Source organism: Pandoraea vervacti (genome assembly GCF_000934605.2).
GTDB lineage: Bacteria > Pseudomonadota > Gammaproteobacteria > Burkholderiales > Burkholderiaceae > Pandoraea > Pandoraea vervacti.
This window is the reverse complement of the sequence record NZ_CP010897.2, coordinates 1,427,605-1,447,442: the sequence shown is the minus strand read 5'-3', so window position 1 is coordinate 1,447,442 and position 19,838 is coordinate 1,427,605. Positions and strand designations below refer to the sequence as shown.

Sequence of the window (19,838 nt, the reverse complement as noted above, 5' to 3'; positions counted from 1 at the left end):
TCGACCCGATGGCTGCCGGGGGGGCCAATCCATCATGCAATCCGACTCGACCGCACGACAGTTACCACGCGCCAAGTCCGCTCAGTCCGCTCCGTTCGCTCAATCAACTCGCTTCACCTCCCATGCTTCATCGGCATGGCAAACCTTTACACGGCGGGCAGCTTTGTTCGTGACTTCTGCCCTTCCAACCCCTTCCATCGTCCCCACGCTTCCCACGCTTCCCTCGCGTCTCACGCATCTCACGCGTCTTGCCCTCCCGACACTTTTCGCCGTTTGCGCGAGCGCCCAGGCCGCCCCGGCGGAAACCGCATTCCCGGAGCAGGACGCAGGGACCACCGTCACGCCTACGCTGGCGGCCGCGCCGCACGGCGTGCGGGGAGTTGCGGTGCGTCTCGTCTCACAGGCGCTGGCCGCTTCGCCCTCGCAAGCAGCGCAACCGGCCAAACCGCGACAGATCGTCGATCCGGTGCTCGATCCGTTGATGAACGGCATCCTCAAGCGTCTGGCCATCAGCGAGGCCGTGGCCCGCAACAAGTACGCGTCCGGCAAGCCGGTGCAGGACACGCCGCGCGAGCAGGCGCTGCTCGACAGCGTGGGCGAGCGCGCACCGCAGTTCGGCCTGACGCCGGCCCAGGCCCGCACCTTCTTCCGGCTTCAGATCGAAGCGGGCAAGCTGGTGCAAACGGCCCTGCTTGCCCGCTGGACCCGCGACGGCCATGCCCCGGGCGAACCGGTCGATCTGGCCACCCGGCTGCGACCGGCGCTCGACAAGCTCGGCACGTCGCTGATGCATGACCTCGGGCGTCTGTGTGCGCTGCCGGACGACCCGTCGCGGCTCGCCCGCATCCATCAGGCGCGCGAGCGCATCGCCAGAACGGCGAAGCTCGAAGCGCTGCAGCGCGCGGCGTTCGACGAGGCGACCTCCGGCCTGTGCCTGTCGGCGCCCCCTCGGGTCTGGACGCTGTCGCTTGTGAATTGAGACGCGACGGGGGCGCGCCCGTGCCGCCCGGGCCTGCGGCCTGCGCCTGTCGTAGCGTGCACGCGGGGGTTGTATAATTGTGGTTTGCCGTGCTTTGCCACGGTTCGCGCCAACGGGCCTGCACGGGCCCCACGACTAGCCACGCTACGACAATGACCTCCCAACTCCACAAGAAAGGCGAAGCCTGGTCGGCACGCTTTTCCGAACCCGTTTCCGATCTCGTCAAGCGCTACACCGCGTCGGTCTTTTTCGACAAGCGACTCGCGCTGTTCGACATCGAGGGCTCGCTCGCTCACGCCGACATGCTGGCCGCGCAAGGCATCATCAGCGCGCAGGATCTGGCTGACATTCAGCGCGGCATGACGCAGATTCGCAGCGAGATCGAGGGCGGACAGTTCGAGTGGCAACTGGATCTCGAGGACGTTCACCTCAACATCGAAGCGCGCCTGACCGCCCTGATCGGCGACGCCGGCAAGCGTCTGCACACTGGCCGTTCGCGCAACGACCAGGTTGCGACCGACATCCGCCTGTGGCTGCGCAGCGAAATCGACACCATTGGCAAGCACCTCGGCGACCTGCGTCGTGCCCTGCTCGATCTGGCCGAACAGCACAGCGCCACGATCCTGCCGGGTTTCACGCATCTGCAGGTTGCGCAGCCGGTGACGTTCGGTCATCACCTGATGGCTTACTTCGAGATGTTCAGCCGCGATGCCGAGCGCATGCTCGACGTGCGCCGCCGCGTGAACCGTCTGCCGCTGGGCGCTGCTGCACTGGCCGGCACGAGCTACCCGATCGACCGTGAGCGCGTGGCCGCGACGCTCGGCTTCGAAGACGTCTGCACGAACTCGCTCGACGCCGTGTCGGATCGCGACTTCGCCATCGAATTCACCGCCGCCGCTGCCCTGGTGATGACGCACGTCTCGCGCTTCTCGGAAGAACTGGTGCTGTGGATGAGCCCGCGTGTGGGCTTCATCGATCTGGCCGACCGTTTCTGCACGGGCAGCTCGATCATGCCGCAGAAGAAGAACCCGGACGTGCCCGAACTGGCTCGCGGCAAGACCGGCCGCGTCAATGGTCACCTGATTGCGTTGCTCACGCTGATGAAGGGCCAGCCGCTCGCGTACAACAAGGACAATCAGGAAGACAAGGAGCCGCTGTTCGATACGGTCGATACCGTGATCGACACGCTGCGTATCTTTGCCGACATGGTGCCGGGCATCAAGGTGCGCGAAGCCAACATGCGCAACGCTGCATTGCAGGGCTTCTCGACGGCCACCGATCTGGCCGACTATCTGGTCAAGAAGGGGCTGCCGTTCCGCGATGCTCACGAGATCGTCGCGCACGCGGTGAAGATCTGTTCGGATCGCGACATCGATCTGGCCGACCTGTCGCTCGCCGAGTTGCAGAAGTTCTCGCCGCTCGTCGGTGAAGACGTCTTCGAATACCTGACGCTCGAAGGCTCGGTCGCCAGCCGCAACCACATTGGCGGCACGGCCCCGGCGCAAGTGCAGCGCGCCATCGCGGCCGCTCGCGCGAAGCTCGCGAAGTAAGCGTCGACGGCTCGACTGCTTTAGCTTCGTCGATAAAAAATGCCACCTTCGGTGGCATTTTTTTTGGCCAGCGTGCCCGACGTCTCAGAACATCGGCAACGACAGGAAGCCTTTGATGACGAGTGCGTTGAGAATGTCGATGAAGAACGCACCGACCATCGGCACGATCAGGAAGGCGATATGCGAGGGGCCGAAGCGCTCGGTCACCGCCTGCATATTGGCAATCGCGGTGGGCGTCGCGCCCAGACCGAAACCGCAATGCCCGGCAGCGAGTACAGCGGCATCGTAATTGCGCCCCATGACGCGAAACGTCACGAAGATGGCGAATGCGGCCATCGCCACGGCCTGCACGACCAGAATCACGACGATCGGCAGGGCAAGCGTCGAGAGATCCCACAAGCGCAGCGCCATGAGGGCCATCGCGAGAAACAGCGAGAGGCTGACGTTGCCCAACACCGAGAGCGAGCGCTCGAACACTTCGTATCCCACGAGCGACAGCACGTTGCGCACCACCACGCCGGTAAACAGCACGCACACGAACGTCGGCAACTCGAAGGCGGTGCCCGACAACGCGCGCGCGAGGATCTCGCCACCGAGCAGACAGATGGCGATCATCGCGACCGTCTCGATCAGCGCCTGGGCGGTGATCAGGCGCACCGTATGCGGCTGTTCGAATCCTTCAGGCGCGGTGTCCTTGGCCGCATCGACACCGGGCGCGCTGCCGCCCGTACGCCCCAGCCGGCTCACCAGATAACGGGCCACCGGCCCGCCGAGCAGGCCACCGAGCACCAGTCCGAAGGTCGCACACGCCATCGCGATTTCGAGCGCCGACTGCACGCCGTAACGCTCGGTGAGCGTTTCGCCCCACGCGGCGCCTGTACCGTGCCCACCGGCCAGCGTGATCGACCCGCCGAGTAGCCCGACGCCCGGCGGCAACCCCATCGCCGTCGCGAGGCTCAACCCAATGGCGTTCTGCATCACCAGCATGGCCGCCACGATCCCCAGAAACAGCACCAGCCGCCTGCCGCCCGCTTTCAGGCTGGCCAGATTCGCCGACAGGCCGATGGTCGCGAAAAACGCCAGCATCAGCGGCGCCTGCAATGCCGTATCGAACTTCAGCTCGATGTCGGCAAATTCGCGCAAGGTCAGCGTGCCGAGCGCGACAAGCAGTCCCGCCGCCACCGGTTCCGGAATGCTGTACGTACGCAACGGACTCAACCATTCGACCAGCTTACGTCCGAGCAACAACACCAACGTGGCGCACACGAGCGTGCCGTACGTACCGAACGCCAACTCTCTGGTGATTTCCATGCCTCTCCCCCGCAACAAAAGTGCGATGAGTGTAGCAACCGTCACCACATGAATTTGCGGGAAAAGTCCCAAACGAGATGAAGTCGAGCCTCCCCACAAAACCTGCGTTTTGCGTTACGTCACATCGAATTGGGGGAATTTGGCGTGCTTTCACTGCGCATTACGCGGCAATTCGGAACCCCCGCGAGTCTACGCGCCACGCGTATGAGCACTCCTTGAAATTCCACCGATCGAAATTCGCGTAGGCGACATTGCGCGGTTCAACGCACATGTCGCACATGCCGCGTACACCGCCATAGCAAAACGGCCTCGTGCTTTCACACGAGGCCGCGTTGTCGGGCATCCGCGCGCGGTGCGCGCGGTTCACTCACCCATTTACTGACGCACGCAATCCACGAAGTACTCGGGGCGCCCGTCCACTTCCTCGACGACCAGACCGTGGATATCGGTATGGAAGCCCGGGAAGCGTTCGTTGAAGTCACGCGCGAAACGCAGATACTCGATGATCGCAGCGTTGAAACGCTCGCCCGGAATGAGCAGCGGAATGCCCGGCGGGTACGGCGTGAGCAACACGCTCGTCACGCGCCCTTCGAGTTCGTCGATGGGCACCCGGTCGATCTGGCGGTGCGCCAGCTTCGCGAAGGCGTCCGTCGGCTTCATGGCCGGTTGCATGTCCGAGAGATACATCTCGGTCGTCACGCGCGCCACGTCGTTCGCCTTGTAGACGCTGTGAATCTGATCGCACAGATCGCGCAGGCCAATGCGTTCATAACGCGGGAACTGCGCCACGAACTCCGGCAGCACGCGCCACAACGGACGGTTGTGATCGTAGTCGTCCTTGAACTGCTGCAACTCGGTCAGCATCGAATTCCATCGGCCCTTGGTGATGCCAATGGTGAACATGATGAAGAACGAATACAGGCCGGTCTTCTCGACGATGATGCCGTGCTCGGCGAGATACTTCGTGACGATGGCCGCCGGGATGCCGCTCTCGCCGAACTCGCCGTCCACGTCGAGCCCCGGCGTGATGATCGTTGCCTTGATCGGGTCGAGCATGTTGAAGCCATCGGCCAGATCGCCAAAGCCGTGCCAGCGTTCGTTCGCACGCAACACCCAGTCTTCGCGCTGAATCGTGCCTTCGTCGCCCAGATGCTCCGGGCCCCAGACCGAGAACCACCAGGAATCGCCATACTCCGCGTCCACCTTGCGCATGGCGCGACGGAAGTCCAGCGCCTCGACGATCGACTCTTCCACCAGCGCCGTGCCGCCCGGCGGCTCCATCATCGCGGCCGCCACGTCGCACGACGCGATGATCGCGTACTGCGGCGAGGTCGACGTATGCATCAGATACGCCTCGTTGAAGCGGTACGTGTCGAACGTGCGCGCGTCCGAATCCTGCACCACGATCTGCGAGGCCTGGGAGATCCCGGCGAGCAGCTTGTGCGTGGAGTGCGTGGCGTAGATCGTGGCTTCCGACGAGCGCGGGCGGCCTTCGCCGATCGCGTGCATGTCGCGATAGAACTCGTGGAACGCGGCGTGCGGGAGCCACGCTTCGTCGAAGTGCAGCGTGTCGATGTTGTTGCCCAGCACGTCCTTGATCATTTCGACGTTGTAGATCACGCCGTCGTACGTGCTCTGCGTAATCGTGAGAATGCGTGGCTTGGCGTTCGGGTCGCGCTCCAGCACTTCGCGGGCGAACGGGTTCGCTTCGATCTTGGCGCGAATGACTTCGGGCTCGAACTCGGACTTCGGGATCGGGCCGATGATGCCGAGATGGTTGCGCGTCGGCGTGAGAAACACCGGCACAGCACCCGTCATGGTGATCGCGTGCAGGATCGACTTGTGGCAGTTGCGATCGACCACGACGATGTCGCCCGGGGCCACGGTCGCATGCCACACGATCTTGTTCGACGTCGAGGTGCCGTTCGTCACGAAAAAGAGATGGTCGGCATTGAAAATGCGCGCGGCATTGCGCTCGGACGCCCCCACCGGACCGTTGTGATCGAGCAACTGCCCCAACTCTTCGACCGCGTTGCAAACGTCGGCACGCAGCATGTTCTCACCGAAGAACTGGTGGAACATCTGCCCCACCGGGCTCTTCAGGAACGCTACGCCCCCCGAGTGCCCCGGGCAGTGCCACGAATACGAACCGTCTGCGGCGTAGTGCGTGAGCGAGCGGAAGAACGGCGGCGGCAACGAGTCGAGGTAGGACTTGGCTTCACGGATGATGTGACGCGCCACGAACTCCGGCGTGTCTTCGAACATGTGAATGAAGCCGTGCAGTTCGCGCAGGATGTCGTTCGGGATGTGACGCGACGTGCGCGTCTCGCCATACAGGAAAATCGGAATGTCCGGATTGCGGCGGCGAACTTCCTGCACGAAGGCCCGCAGGTTGATGATGGCCAGCGCCAGCTCGCCCTCGCCTTCGCCGCCCGCTTCGCTCGAGAACGTGCCGAACTCATCGTCGTCGATGGACAGGATGAAGCTCGACGCGCGGCTTGCCTGCTGCGCGAACGAGGTCAGGTCACCGTAGCTGGTGAGACCGTTGACTTCCATGCCCTCGGCTTCGATAGCCTCCGCCAAAGAGCGAATCCCGGATCCGGAGATGTTTTCGGAGCGGAAGTCCTCGTCGATGATGACGATCGGAAAACGGAATTTCATTGGCGTTCCTTCGACAAAAGAACGAGCCACGGTCCGACATGGCCGTGGCTCTGGGGCATTGCGAAATGTGGGGTGCTCACCGGCGGCGAGTGCGAGCCTGACAGGCTAGGTTTTCGGCAGCGTGACACCACGCTGGCCCTGGTACTTCCCGCCGCGATCCTTGTACGAGGTCTCGCAGACTTCGTCGGATTCGAAAAACAGCACCTGAGCGACGCCTTCGTTGGCGTAGATCTTGGCCGGCAGCGGCGTCGTGTTCGAGAATTCCAGCGTCACGTAGCCCTCCCATTCGGGTTCGAACGGCGTCACGTTCACGATGATGCCGCAGCGGGCATACGTCGACTTGCCCAGACACACGGTGAGTACGCTGCGCGGGATACGGAAGTACTCGACGGTGCGCGCGAGCGCGAACGAGTTCGGCGGAATGATGCACACATCGCTCTCGACGTCGACGAAGGACTTCTCGTCGAAGTTCTTCGGATCGACGATGGTCGAGTTGATGTTGGTGAAGACCTTGAATTCAGGCGCACAGCGAATGTCGTAGCCGTAGCTCGACGTACCGTAGCTGACGATCTTTTGCCCGTCCTGGGAATACCGGATCTGCGACGGCTCGAAGGGCTCGATCATGCCGTGCTCTTCGGCCATACGCCGGATCCATTTGTCGGACTTGATGCTCATGTCTGGGCCTGAATTGGGGTAGTACGTAAAAAGTGGGCGTATTTTACGCGATTGTTGCGGTGCGGTGATGTTTTCACTCGCACCGCCCCGCGCGGGCCCCACGATCCCTGTGCACGGGCCGGCAGCCCCGGTCCTTACGTGTTCTGAACGACGATGGACGGGAACTTGCTGGTCATGTCCTTCTGTCTGGCCGCGATCTTCACCGCGACCTTGCGGGCGATGCCCTTGTACAGCTCGGCCACACGGCCGTCCGGGTCGCCCACCACGCTTGGCATGCCCGCGTCGGCGTGCACGCGAATGCTCATCTCCAGCGGCAGCTTGCCCAGCAGGTCGACGTCGAAATCGTGGCTCATGCGCTCGCCGCCGCCCACGCCGAAGATCGGCTCTTCATGCCCGCAGTTCGAGCAAATGTGCAGGCTCATGTTTTCGATCAGCCCCAGGATCGGCACGCCGACCTTCTCGAACATCTTGAGTCCCTTGCGCGCGTCGAGCAGCGCCAGATCCTGCGGCGTCGTCACGATGACCGCGCCCGTGACCGGCACCTTCTGCGCGAGCGTGAGCTGAATGTCGCCCGTGCCCGGCGGCATGTCGACGATCAGGTAGTCGAGGTCGTGCCAGTTCGTCTGGTTGAGCAGCTGTTCGAGCGCCTGCGTGACCATGGGGCCGCGCCAGACCATGGGATTGTCCGGCTCGATCAGAAAACCGATGGAACTCGCCTGCAGACCATGCCCCTGCATCGGTTCGAGCGTCTTGCCGTCCTTCGATTCGGGTTTGCCGTGAATGCCCAGTAGCGTGGGCAGCGAGGGGCCGTAGATATCGGCATCGAGAATCCCGACATTGGCGCCTTCGGCGGCCAGCGCCAGCGCGAGGTTCACGGCCGTGGTGCTCTTGCCCACGCCGCCCTTGCCGGAGGCCACCGCCACGATGTTCTTGACATTGGGAAGGAGCTTCACCCCGCGTTGAACGGCGTGAGATACGATCTTCTGGCCGATTTCGACGGCCACGCGCTCGACACCGGGCAGCTTGCCGACGGCGTCGGCAATTCGCGTGCGCATCGCTTCGAACTGGCTCTTGGCGGGATAGCCGAATTCGATCTTGATACCGACGTGACCGTGTTCGGCCGCGACTTCCTTGACATACTTCCCGGCGATCAGGTCCAGGCCCGTGTCCGGGTCGACGATGCCACGCAGCACTTCATTGATTTGGGCGACTTCCATGTGGGTCTCTCGCTGTGTCGAGGCGCGCCGGAAATGCCCGGCGTAGCGCTAACAACTTGTAACAACCGTGGCGCACGCTCTCGACTAGCATTCGAGGCGCGCGTGTTATGGGGAACCAGCCGTCGCGGCAATTTGTCCTTGCCTGCGGTTCAAGCTCAGCGCTATTGTAAAAGACGCCGCGCCGTCAGGATCAAAACCCCTGCGGCGCGCGCGTGCTTCGACGAAGTGCTTACGCGTGTTTCATCACAGCTAGCTAATCGATAAGGAGCCTCAAATGAAGAAGAATACTCTGCGCGCCTCCGCGCTCGTACTGGTCGCCGCTGCCATGCTCGCCGGATGCCAGACGCAGCAAGGCACCAACACGGCGGTCGGCACCGGTGTCGGTGCGGCGGTCGGGGCGGGCCTGGGCAACCTCATCGGTGGCAACACCACGGGCACCCTGATCGGTGCAGCGGTCGGCGCAGCCGCCGGCGGCGCCACCGGCTATAACTGGCAGTCGATCAAGAATGCGCTGGGCGGTCATACGGCCGGCACGGGCACCCAGATCTCGGAGCGTCCGGACGGCCAGCTTCAGGTCAACGTGCCGAGCGACGTGACGTTCGATACCAACCAATACGCCATCAAGCCGAATTTCGCGGCGGTGCTCACCGATCTGGCCAATTCGATGAACCAGAATCCGGGCATTACCGCACGTGTCATCGGGCACACGGATAGCACCGGTGGGGACAAGATCAACATTCCCCTGTCGCAAAACCGTGCGAACAGCGTCATCCAGTTCCTGACCAGCCGGGGGGTGGACGCCCGACGTCTGCAAGGTGTCGGCGTCGGTTCGAGCCAGCCGGTTGCCTCGGATGCCACGGCGGAAGGCCGCGCCCAGAACCGTCGCGTGGAAATCCTGCTGCAGGCGCCGCAACAGCAACAGGCGCCGCGCGGCTGATGGCCCCGGCCGGGTTTCCCGTATCACTCGCCTGACCCGTTCGAATGCATGCCCGGCCCGCCGGGCATGCGTTTGTCGGCCTCCCCGCCAAGCGCATGTTGCAACGCAGCATCGAAAGTCGGCACATCGGTTGAACTAATCCCGCACGCGAACGCTCAGACCCTTCGGAAGTGCCTACCGTGGGTGCTTCCATCTCCTCTTTGTTATTGACGTTACGTGTGCCTAGTTATGCCGGAACCTCGTTCCGGCTTTTTTTTTGGCCGCATAGGGAGCGCACCTGGAGCGCACCTGGAGCGCGCGTCGCGCATGCGTCGAAAGACGACAGATTCCCCGGACCCGATGCCCGTTTGGGCGTCGAGCCGCCCCGCCTGCTAGAATCGTCCTTTCCTGCACCCTGCAACTCACCACAGTCAATCCACATGTCCCGCCGCATTCTCGTTACATCCGCACTGCCGTACGCCAATGGCCAGATCCACATCGGTCACCTGGTGGAATACATCCAGACCGACATCTGGGTACGGTTCATGCGAATGCAGGGCCATGAGGTGTATTACGTGGGGGCCGACGACACGCACGGCACGCCGGTCATGCTGCGCGCCGAAAAGGAAGGGCTTACGCCCAAGCAATTGATCGATCGCGTCTGGAAGGAGCACAAGCGCGACTTCGACAGCTTCGGCATCTCGTTCGACAACTACTACTCGACGGATTCCGAAGAAAATCGCGAACTGTCGGAGAACGTTTATCTCGCCCTCAAGGAACAGGGGCTGATCGAAGCGCGCGATATCGAACAGGCGTATGACCCGGTCAAGGAAATGTTCCTGCCGGACCGCTTCATCAAGGGCGAATGCCCGAAGTGCGGCGCCAAGGACCAGTACGGCGACTCCTGCGAAGTCTGCGGCTCGACTTATGCCCCGACCGACCTGCTCAACCCCTACTCGGTCGTCTCGGGCGCCACGCCAATTCGCAAGACCTCGACCCACTACTTCTTCAAGCTCTCGGACAAGCGTTGCGAACAGTTCCTGCGCAAGTGGGTGTCGGGTCTCGCCCAGCCGGAAGCGGCGAACAAAATGAAGGAATGGCTCGGCGAAGACGGCGAATCGACGCTGGCCGACTGGGACATCTCGCGCGATGCACCGTACTTCGGCTTCGAGATTCCGGGCGCGCCGGGCAAGTACTTCTACGTGTGGCTCGACGCACCCGTCGGCTACTACGCCAGCTTCAAGAACCTGTGCGCCAAGCGCGGCCTGAACTTCGACGAATGGGTCAAGCCCGGTTCCACGACTGAGCAGTACCACTTCATCGGGAAGGACATCATGTACTTCCACACGCTGTTCTGGCCGGCGATGCTCGAATTCTCGGGCCATCGCACGCCGACCAACGTGTACGCCCACGGCTTCCTGACCGTGGACGGTCAAAAAATGTCGAAGTCGCGCGGCACGTTCATTACGGCGCAGAGCTTCATCGACACCGGGCTGAATCCGGAATGGCTGCGCTATTACATCGGCGCCAAGCTCGGCAACACGATGGAAGATCTCGACCTGAACCTCGATGACTTCATCGCGCGCGTCAACAGCGATCTGGTCGGCAAGTACGTCAATATCGCCAGCCGTGCCGCCGGTTTCCTCATCAAGCGTTTCGATGGCCGCGTGTCGGCGCACGCCATGCAGGCGCCGCTGCTCAAACAGATCCGCGCCGTGGCACCTCAGATCGCGACTTATTACGAAGGTCGCGAATTCGGCAAGGCGCTGCGCTTGGTCATGGAACAGGCCGACGCCGTCAACGGCTACGTCGACACGGTCAAGCCGTGGGATCTCGCGAAGGACCCGGCGCAGGCGGATGCTCTGCACGACGCGTGCTCTGTGTGTCTGGAAGCGTTCCGCCTGCTCACGCTCTATCTCAAGCCGGTGCTGCCGAGCACAGCGCAAGCCGTGGAACAGTTCCTGAACATTGCCCCGCAAACGTGGCAGGACGTCGAGCGCGCGCTCACCGCCGATACCGCCATCACCGCTTACAAGCACCTGATGACGCGCGTTGAAGGCAAGCAGGTCGAAGCGCTGCTCGCCGCCAATCGCGACTCCTTGCAGGCAAGCGCGCCCCCGGGCGACGCTGCAGCGGCCAGGGCGAAGGGCAAGGACAAGTCGGCCAAGGCGGAAAAGTCCGCTGAGACGGTCGACGACGGCATCATCACCATCGACGACTTCGCCAGGATCGATCTGCGCATTGCGCGCATTGTCGATTGCAAGGCGGTGGAGGGCTCGGACAAGCTGCTGCAACTCACGCTCGACGTGGGCGAAGCGCAAACGCGCAATGTCTTCTCCGGCATCAGGTCAGCCTATCCGCAGCCGGAAGTGCTGGTCGGCAAGTTGACGGTGATGGTCGCCAATCTCGCCCCGCGCAAGATGAAGTTCGGCCTGTCCGAAGGCATGGTGCTCGCCGCGTCGGCTGCCGACGAGAAGGCCGAACCGGGCATTTACATTCTCGAGCCGCACGATGGCGCTAAGCCCGGTATGCGCGTGAAGTGAGTGCCTGAAGTGAATGCATGAGGCAGGTGCGTAGCGTACGGTCGCGCGCCATACGCTGCCTACCCAACACCCCGAGTGCCGGTCTCCCGGACTCGGGGTGTTTTGCATTATGGCGCCCCCTACAACGGTGGCGCGTAGCCCCCGGGTTAGCGCAGGTGATCGACCGGCAATGCCGTGGTGAACTTCACCGTCTCCATCGAGAAGCTGGCGCTGATGTCCTGCAAGTCCGCCACACGAATGAGCTTTTTGTAGAACCGATCGTACGCCGCGATATCCGGTAGATAGACCTTGAGCAGATAGTCGATGTCACCCGCCATGCGGTGGATTTCGACGATTTCGGGCAACTCGCGGGCACCGGCCACGAAACGCACCATCCAGTCTTCACTATGGGTCGCCGCCTTGATGAACACGAAGGCGATCACGCGCAGATCGAGCTGTTGCGGGTCGCAAAGCGTCACCTGCCCGGTGATTACCCCGTTTTCCCGCAAACGCTGCACGCGCCGCCAGCAAGGTGTCGGCGAAAGATGGACCGCCTCCGCAAGCTCGCCCAACGAGCGGGAGGCATCGGTTTGCAGATTTTCGAGGATCGCGAGATCGGTTTTGTCCATGATAGACGTCCGGGAGGAAAATTATTCCAAATCCTACCCGATTCATCAGGATATTTGAAAGCCTTTACCTCGCACTCACCAGTAGACTTCAAAAACATTCTTAAAACAGAGGTCATTATGAAATTTTTCACTCGACACCCTGCCTCTGTCGGCGAAAACTATCTCCAGCACATGGGCTCGGCGTTGTCCTTCGCCTTGCCGCTGCTCGGCGCCTGCCTTGCCTGTCTGGTCCATGCCGTGCTGCCGTTTGCGTTCGAGAAGACCGGCAGCAAGATCATCGTGCGGTTGCATGAACGAATGGTGACGAACCGGCATCGCGAGGCCGCACGGACCGGGCGGACACCGGCACGCTGAGCGCCTCGCCAAACACCGCCTGCGACGTCACGCGTCGGTGACGCGTCGATTGTGTATCGAGTGCGCGTCGATTCGATCAGGGACGCTCCGACGCCGGATCGGGTGACCGGGAGGTCACCGTCACCCGCCCATCCGGCCCGAAGTGAGCGTTGAACATGCCCGGCGAATTCACGCCGTCTTCCAGCCAGCGCCAGCTCCACACCGTCTCCTTCTTGAGACGGTACTCCTCGACACGGGTCGGTTTGCCCAGCAGACGCCGCACGTCGTCCTGCGACATGCCGGGCTGCACCTGCTCGAAATTTTCCGCCGACAGGGCCTGCGTCACGCGTCGCAACGTGCCGTCCGCGCCGATATCGACCATGTACGTCTTCAGGCCACCGGGCGCACGCGGGTATTCCAGCCGACGTGAGCCGTCCGCGTTCTCCCAGACGATCTCCGGCTTGCCCATCTGCTCGCGCACCTGCGCTTCGGTGGTCACACCGGGCTGAAGGTCGCGCAGCAGCATGTCGTCCGGCTTGACGGCGTTAAACGTATCGCGCGCTTTCTCACGCGCCCTGTCGATTTGCTGCTGATCGCAGCCGAACAATCCCAACAGACTCGCAAACAGTCCCATAGCGGCTCCCCAGCGAAGGCCCCGGCGCATGCCATATGCGCCACGTTCCGGATTCGGCGACGTTTCCGTCATTTTCATCGTTCCCTCTCCTTTTCACGTTTGGCGGTATTGCTCACCCGGATCCGGCATGCGCCCGACCAACGCGCCGCCACCGCTTCACCACCGCTTCACCGCCGCTTCATCAACGATCGGCCTGACGTCCACCATCAGTCGAAGCGGCGGTTGAACAACACGTCGAAGCCGGACAGCGAACCGGTACGCAACGCAATCTGCCAGCGACGCGACACCTGCCACGTGATTTTCACGATACTCGCCGCGCTCGTCAGACTCTGCTCGTATCCCAGGGCAAAGTTGTCCGAGATTGCCTTGCCGACCTTCACGACCTGCTGGTCGTCGGGCAGGCCCGAGTCGCTGGTGCCGATGCTGAACTCGTCGATCCCCAGGTCCTTGATGATGCGCTTGCCGCCGGTCGCGCCGAGCAGTGCGGTCGCCGCCCCCGCCATGGCCTGACGCTGGCCGAGACCCGCGCCGTCGGGGCCATGGCCGAACATCAGCCACGAAAGTTTCTCTTCGTCCGACACACTCGGCTCGGACACGAGCGACACGCGCGGTTGACGCACTGTGCCCGTCACGAGCACCCCGGCCGCCACTTCCTGATTGCGACGCATCGCCTGAATGTAGAGATTGGGATTGTCCAGCGGACCGACGAAGTTGATTTCGCCGCGTTCGATTGCCAATTTGCGGTCGAATGCCTCGTACGTGCCTTCCGCCACGGTAATGGTGCCGGTCGCCCGCATGGGGGTGAGCGGATCGCTTTGCACCCGCATGCTGCCGCGCAGAAGCAGGTCGGCGCCCGCACCGACGAAACGGAAATCGCGCCCCAGATTCACCTCGACATTGATGTGCGGCGAGAAGCGGCTCGTCGGTTGCTCGCCGATTCGCGCGGCCTGATCCTTCGGGTCGAGCGGCTTGGTCCGGGCCTGCGCCCCGCCGCGCACGACGATCACATCGTCACTCAGCTTGGGCGCACTCGTCGGGGGCAACGCGAAGCGCGCACGGTCGACGGTGAACTTGCCGTTCAGCGCCATCGCTTCGCCGCTGCCCGTCGCCTTGGCCTCGCCAGTCAGCGACAACTGACGATCGGGCGCTGCGAACAGTTGCAACTTGTCGGCGTTCAGGGTGATGCCGAGCGTCGGCTCCGGCGTGTCGAGACGAATATTGCCCGTCGCACGCGCCGTGCCGCCGCCGCCCCCTGTCACGACGACGTCTCGCAAGACGATTTCGGTCGGAGTGAGATCGATGCGGACCTTGCCGTCCTTCACGCTCACCCCCGTGTCGAACATTTGCACCGAGAGGTCGTCGGCGCTCAGTTGGCCCGTGGGGCGAGGCTTCGCAACCGTGCCTGCCAGCGTCACATTCAGATTTGCCCGACCCTTGAAGTTGAACTGCGCACCGGCAAGGTCTTCGAATTTCGACAGGTTCGGAATCGCGACAGCAATGCGCCCCGTGAGCGGCGCGTCGTCGGGCACGTCAGGGATACCGCCCTGAACGCGCAGGCCGGCTTGCACGTCTGCATCCACGGTTCCGACCAGCGAGGAGACGGCTTTCACCGTCGCGCGGGCGGTCTGCCCGGACAGATCGATGCGCGTACGCAACTCCGAAATGCCCAGCGGCACCCGCGCCCCTACGCCGCCTTTCTCCGCGCTCAGGCCGGGAATGCCCGTGACCGTTACCTTGACGCTATCGTTCACGCCACCGCGACGCAGGGTGACGTCGCCGCTGCGGCGAACGACTTCGACAAAGCCGTCGGCCCGTTGCCCGGCGCTCACGTTCCATTTGCCGTCGAGGATCAGATCGCTCGCGATCGGCGACGGCTCGCCCGTGAACGACTGCACGACACGCAGCACCTGAGCGATGTCCAGGGTGTCGATCGTACCTGCCGTCTTCAGTTGCCCGTCGCCGTAATCGAAGTTCGCGAGCGACAACGCGCCCGCGCCCGTGACGAGCTTCGCCGCCCCCAGGTGCACACGCTCCGCACTCGCCTCTACCTGCCACGGCGAGGCCAGATCGAGCTTCGGCACACCGCGGTTCGCGAGGGTCTGGATCGTACCCTTCCACCCCGGCTTGCCGCGTGCGTTCGTCACGGCGCCTGCGGCATCGAGGTTCATGTCTACCGGCGCCTCACGCAACTTGCCCGTGGCCTTGAGGTGCAGGGTATGTGCGCCGCGCGTGCCGGCCAACGCCAGCGAGAGCTTGTCGAGCCTGGCGATGGCGCTGGTGAAACCTTGACCGTCGAGCGTGACGTTCAGTCGATCGCCCGCCGCACCGGGCAGACCGCCGCTCACGTCCACCTTGCCCGCCAGATGTTCGAGCGTCTGCGCGCCGAAGACCAGCTTGTCGGCCGCGAGCGTGGCCGCCACGGCCGGGCGCTCCATCGTGCCCGACACCTGAGCGTCCAGTTGCAAACGACCGGCGAGGCCGAAGCCCAGTTTGTCGAGTGACGGCGCGTCGACATTGACGGCCATCTTGTCGCCCGGCGCCCCGAAACTGCCGCGCAACAGCACCTTGTTGCCCGCGACAAGCAGGTTCGCATCGCTCGGCAGCAAACGCGTGCCCGCCAGCTTTACGGTGCCCGCGCCGCTCATCGGCAGATCGGCGTAAATGCTGTCGTGCAACGCGAACTTCAGCGCCAGACCGAACTCGGGACGCAACACGCCCTGGGCGTCCAACTGTCCAGTTACGCTAGCTGCGGGGGTCTTCGCACCACGCTTCGGTGGGCCGTAAAGGTCGTACCAGGCAGCGGGATCGAAGCGTGTGAGCTTGATCTGCGCCCGATACGCACCGGTGTCGCCATTCTCCAGAACACCGGTTGCCGCTGCCTTGCCGTTGCCCGCCTCCAGCGATAACGCGTGGATTCGGGTGCCCTTGGCATCCAGGCCGACGTCGGCGAGCACGCGGTGTGCGGCATCACGCCAATCGAGCGCGATGCGTTGTCCGCTGGCGTCGAGCTTGATGTCGAGCGGACCGCCGAGCTTCGTTGCGGGCAGCTTGCCGTATAGCGCACGCAGATCGAGGTTGCGCATCATGAGGGCGAAGCCACCCACGGTGACATCGGCGTCTGCGGTCGTGGGCTTGGTCTCGGTCTCGGCCGTGGTCTTGGTTGAGGTGCCGTCGGCGCTGACCGTTGCGGGCGGCGACGCCGTCGGCGCGCTTGCCGCCGGCGCTGCGCTCGCCGTCGTGCCGTGGGTCCCGGCGCTGACACCGCTCGCACCCGATGCCGCAGCCACCGCAGGCGTGTCCCCAGCCGCAAGCGCTTCGCGGCGCAGTTCGCCGCTGCCGGTCAGCACGGCGCGGCCCGCGAGCTTCAGTTCGATACCGGTCAACGCCTGACGCGTGGCGTCGAGCAACACCTGCGTGCGCAGACTCTCGAGCGGCAAGCGACCTGCATCGATCGCTCCCGCCCCGGCATTGACGACCGACACCGGCCCCAGCACACGGAAGACTTTCGCACCGGGCTCCGGGCGCAAGTCAGCCTGTATCGCCAGGTCCGCTTGCGGCGCACTTGGCGCGAAATCGCGCGGATTGATGTGATCGAACGCGATTTGCGCCCGCGAGAGCGGCACCGCACCGAACGGCGACGCCGCAATGTGCGCGGTGCCGTTGAGCTTCTCGCCGCTCGCCGTCAGATCGACGACGAGCGCGTCGAGCGAGCCGGACAAATCCGCTTTCAATGCGACCGGAATGTCGCCGGCTTTCGCTTGCAGGCCGACATTGCCGCCCAGCGCAAACGGGCGCTCGCCGTTCAACCGAACGTTGGCGACCGCCTCGCCGTACGGCGTACCGAGGTGCTCGATCTGCACCGTATGCTGCGTACCATCGCTTCGCGCATTGACGCGAACGTCCTCCAGCACGAGCGCTGGCGAATGGAGCGTGAGCTTCGCCACACGCACGTCGTTCAGCGTCAGACCGAGCGGCAGATGCAGACGGGTCGGCATCGTCGTGGGCGTGGTCGATGGCGGCGACGGCGCGAAGGCCAGCTCGACCTCGCCTGCGTGCAGTTTGTCGACGGTGAAATGCAGCGGGCGCCAACGCAGCGCCCAGCGACTCTCCAGCCGACTGACGGTGATGCGGGTCGCACCGTCGACATAGCGTACGTCGCCAACGGTGAAGCCATGCAGCACGCTTCCGCTGCGCCACTCGCCGGCGAGCTTGCCGCCCAGCGTGGACACGGCCGTCTGCCAGAGCCAGCGGCTCCCGCGCTCGCTCGACATCGCCCAGAGCAGCGCGCCGAGCGCCAGTATCACCACGAGCACGAGTGTGAGCGCCACGCCGAGCAGGGTGCGGCCCCACCGGCCTCGGCCCGCAGGCGGCGGAGGTGGTGGCGTGCGCTCGTCCCCGGACGGGGGCGACGGCGGGCGGCTGCCGTTGTTGGCGTTGTCAGCGTTCGTGCCGGGCCGCGTCAGGGTCGGTTCGCGTGCGTCGCCGCGCACGTCCCCTGTCATGGCGATGGATGGCGTGGCGTGAGTCAAAGGCATCGTCGTCATCAGAACGCCACCCCCAACGAGATGGCCGGACGGAACCGCTTGTCGTGCACGCCGTAGCCGAGGTCGAGGTTCACCGGGCCGACCGGGCTGCGCCAGCGCACCCCCACGCCCACCCCGTGATACAGCGGTGTGGGGTGACGATAGTCGTCGGTAGCCGTGCCCACATCCCAGAACACGGCCGCGCCCCAATCGCGCGTGAACCAGCGCTGATACTCGAGGCTGGCGGTGCCGAGATATTTCGTGGGGAACGTGGTGCCGTTTTGCTGGCGTCCGATGCTCTGGTACGTATAGCCGCGAATCGATGACGTGCCGCCCGCAAAGAACAGCAGCGACGACGGAATCCGGTTGCTGTTGCCGTTCGTGATCACCGCGCCGATCTCCAGCCGCGCCAGCACGAGGTCGCGCTCGCCGACCGGGAAGTACTGGCGGATACGGCCGTACAGGCGCGCGAAGCTCTGATCGGTCAGCAGCGGCTTGGCCGCAAACCCGATCTGCGTATTGATGATATTGCCCTTGCGCGGAAAGATCAGGTCGTCCACGTCGCGCCGGTTCCATGAAAACGCGGGCACGAGCGCCTTGTTCAGAAAACGCTCGCCGCCGTCGGGGCGCTCATCCGTTCGGTAAAAGTCCAGCGTGTAGGCCCAGTCGTAACGCTCGCGCGACCGGGCGCGCTTGATGCCGACCTGCGTCGAGCGCTGATCGAGACCGTTCAGATACGTGCGATCGAACGAGCCTCGCATGCTGTTGGTATAGGCGCTCGAATCCGGCGGCATGCCGATCTCCGCGTAACCGCCCTGCCGGTACTGCTCCAGGCGCGCCTGCGAATCGAACGTCCACGCTTTGCCGAACAGGTTGTAGTAAGAGTAGCGTCCATTGATGCTCGCGCCGGTGTCGGTCGTGTAACCCACACCGCTTTGCACACGGTGCTCGGGAAATTCGCGCACCTTCACTTCGATGGGCGCGTTTTCCGCCTTCGCCGGATCTTCCGTCACTGAAATGATCACGTTCGAGAAGTACGGCGTGGCCTGAATCTGGCGTTGCAGTTCCTGCAGCCGGTCCGCATCGAACGGCTCCCCCTCGGACAGCGGATTGACGTTGCGGATGATCTGCTCGGGATAGCGGCGCGTGCCGGAGATCACAAGCGCTCCGAGGGTGAATGGCGGGCCGCTTTCGTAGGTGGCCGCAAGCGATGCCCTTTCGTTGTCGGCGTCGACCACCGCGCGCGAGAAGGTCATCTTCGCCGCGTGATAGCGCTTCTGACCGAGTTGAAAGAGCGTGTCGTTCTTGGCCTTGTCCCAGTCGGACTGGCGAAATGGCGCGTCCACCGGCAATTCCCATGCGCTGCGCAACTGCCCGACGCGTTGGGGGTCCTGCTCTGCGACCGGGCCGGTGAACTTCAGATCGACGTCCTTGATATGCGTACGCGGACCGGCGTCGACCTTGATATTGACGTCGCGCTTGCCGTTGATGGTGGCCACGTCGACATGGGTGACCGGAGAGAAGTAACCCTCGGTGGACGTCAGCTCCTGCACCTGCTCGCCGACGGTCGCGATGATGTGCTCGAATTGCGCCTCGCCGATGTCGTCGCGCTCGGCATAGCGCACGGCGTCCAGGTTGTCTTTGAGCAGCTTGGCGATGTCTTTGGGCGCGTCGACGCGCACCCGGTAATCCGCGTGTGCGAAGCCCGTCAGCCCGAGCAGGCCGCAGGTCAGTGCGATCAGCACGACGCGCACTGCGGGTTGGCGGCAAAAAGGGCGGCGCAAGCGGCGCGCGCCGAAGCGACGACTGGCGTCGTGTCCGGATTTGATCTGCGAGACGGTCAAAACCTTCCTTGAAAATATCGCCGCCGGTGGTCCGGCGTGCTGTG

13 protein-coding genes are annotated in these 19,838 nt (G+C 63.9%); 5 read left to right on the top strand and 8 right to left on the bottom strand.

Annotation, left to right across the window (positions count from 1 at the left end):
* Positions 1-169 precede the first annotated feature (169 nt).
* Positions 170-979 carry a gamma subclass chorismate mutase AroQ gene (gene aroQ, locus UC34_RS25130; protein WP_167370639.1) on the top strand — a complete coding sequence of 270 codons (810 nt, stop codon included), beginning with the start codon at positions 170-172 and terminating at the stop codon, positions 977-979.
* A 152-nt stretch (positions 980-1,131) separates the two neighbouring features.
* The gene (gene argH, locus UC34_RS06540; RefSeq protein ID WP_044454790.1) at positions 1,132-2,529 is read left to right on the top strand and encodes an argininosuccinate lyase; all 1,398 of its coding nucleotides are present in this window, start codon (positions 1,132-1,134) and stop codon (positions 2,527-2,529) included.
* Positions 2,530-2,613: 84 nt separating this feature from the next.
* Here the strand turns inward: argH and gltS are convergent, their stop codons facing one another.
* From gltS to apbC, 4 genes are all read right to left on the bottom strand, one after another.
* Complete coding sequence (gene gltS / locus UC34_RS06535) at positions 2,614-3,840, bottom strand: sodium/glutamate symporter (protein WP_044454788.1); 1,227 nt, start codon at positions 3,838-3,840, stop codon at positions 2,614-2,616.
* A 375-nt stretch (positions 3,841-4,215) separates the two neighbouring features.
* Positions 4,216-6,501 (bottom strand): arginine/lysine/ornithine decarboxylase, encoded by a 2,286-nt coding sequence (locus tag UC34_RS06530; protein ID WP_044454786.1) that lies wholly within the window; start codon positions 6,499-6,501, stop codon positions 4,216-4,218.
* 105 nt (positions 6,502-6,606) lie between these two features.
* The gene (dcd, locus tag UC34_RS06525) at positions 6,607-7,176 is read right to left on the bottom strand and encodes a dCTP deaminase (RefSeq protein WP_039373928.1); all 570 of its coding nucleotides are present in this window, start codon (positions 7,174-7,176) and stop codon (positions 6,607-6,609) included.
* 134 nt (positions 7,177-7,310) lie between these two features.
* Positions 7,311-8,393: an iron-sulfur cluster carrier protein ApbC gene (gene apbC, locus UC34_RS06520; RefSeq protein ID WP_044454783.1), complete on the bottom strand. Its 1,083-nt coding sequence runs from the start codon at positions 8,391-8,393 to the stop codon at positions 7,311-7,313.
* A 274-nt stretch (positions 8,394-8,667) separates the two neighbouring features.
* Here apbC and UC34_RS06515 point away from each other — a divergent pair, with 274 nt between their 5' ends.
* Together UC34_RS06515 and metG are read left to right on the top strand one after the other, a co-directional pair.
* Positions 8,668-9,330: a YiaD family glycine zipper/OmpA-like lipoprotein gene (locus UC34_RS06515; RefSeq protein WP_044454781.1), complete on the top strand. Its 663-nt coding sequence runs from the start codon at positions 8,668-8,670 to the stop codon at positions 9,328-9,330.
* Between the two features lie 419 nt (positions 9,331-9,749).
* Complete coding sequence (gene metG, locus UC34_RS06510; protein WP_044454779.1) at positions 9,750-11,852, top strand: methionine--tRNA ligase; 2,103 nt, start codon at positions 9,750-9,752, stop codon at positions 11,850-11,852.
* A gap of 146 nt (positions 11,853-11,998) precedes the next feature.
* On the opposite strand, the gene UC34_RS06505 is transcribed toward metG, so the two are convergent.
* Entirely contained in the window at positions 11,999-12,460 is a 462-nt protein-coding gene (locus UC34_RS06505; RefSeq protein ID WP_044454777.1) for an Lrp/AsnC family transcriptional regulator, read from the bottom strand.
* A gap of 54 nt (positions 12,461-12,514) precedes the next feature.
* Between UC34_RS06505 and UC34_RS06500 the strand changes: the two genes are divergently transcribed.
* Positions 12,515-12,814, top strand: a complete 300-nt coding sequence (locus tag UC34_RS06500; protein ID WP_237165256.1) for a DUF6356 family protein — start codon at positions 12,515-12,517, stop codon at positions 12,812-12,814.
* Between the two features lie 76 nt (positions 12,815-12,890).
* Here UC34_RS06500 and bamE read toward each other — a convergent pair whose 3' ends face one another.
* The 3 genes from bamE to UC34_RS06485 all read right to left on the bottom strand — a co-directional run bounded on the left by bamE (position 12,891) and on the right by UC34_RS06485 (position 19,695).
* The gene (gene bamE, locus UC34_RS06495; protein WP_044457842.1) at positions 12,891-13,427 is read right to left on the bottom strand and encodes an outer membrane protein assembly factor BamE domain-containing protein; all 537 of its coding nucleotides are present in this window, start codon (positions 13,425-13,427) and stop codon (positions 12,891-12,893) included.
* Positions 13,428-13,633: 206 nt separating this feature from the next.
* On the bottom strand, positions 13,634-17,971 hold the full coding sequence (locus UC34_RS06490) for a translocation/assembly module TamB domain-containing protein (protein WP_084070399.1): 4,338 nt from the start codon (positions 17,969-17,971) through the stop codon (positions 13,634-13,636).
* Positions 17,971-19,695 (bottom strand): autotransporter assembly complex protein TamA, encoded by a 1,725-nt coding sequence (locus UC34_RS06485; RefSeq protein ID WP_237165255.1) that lies wholly within the window; start codon positions 19,693-19,695, stop codon positions 17,971-17,973. Before UC34_RS06485 ends, UC34_RS06490 begins: the two co-directional genes overlap by 1 nt.
* Between the last annotated feature and the right edge of the window lie 143 nt (positions 19,696-19,838).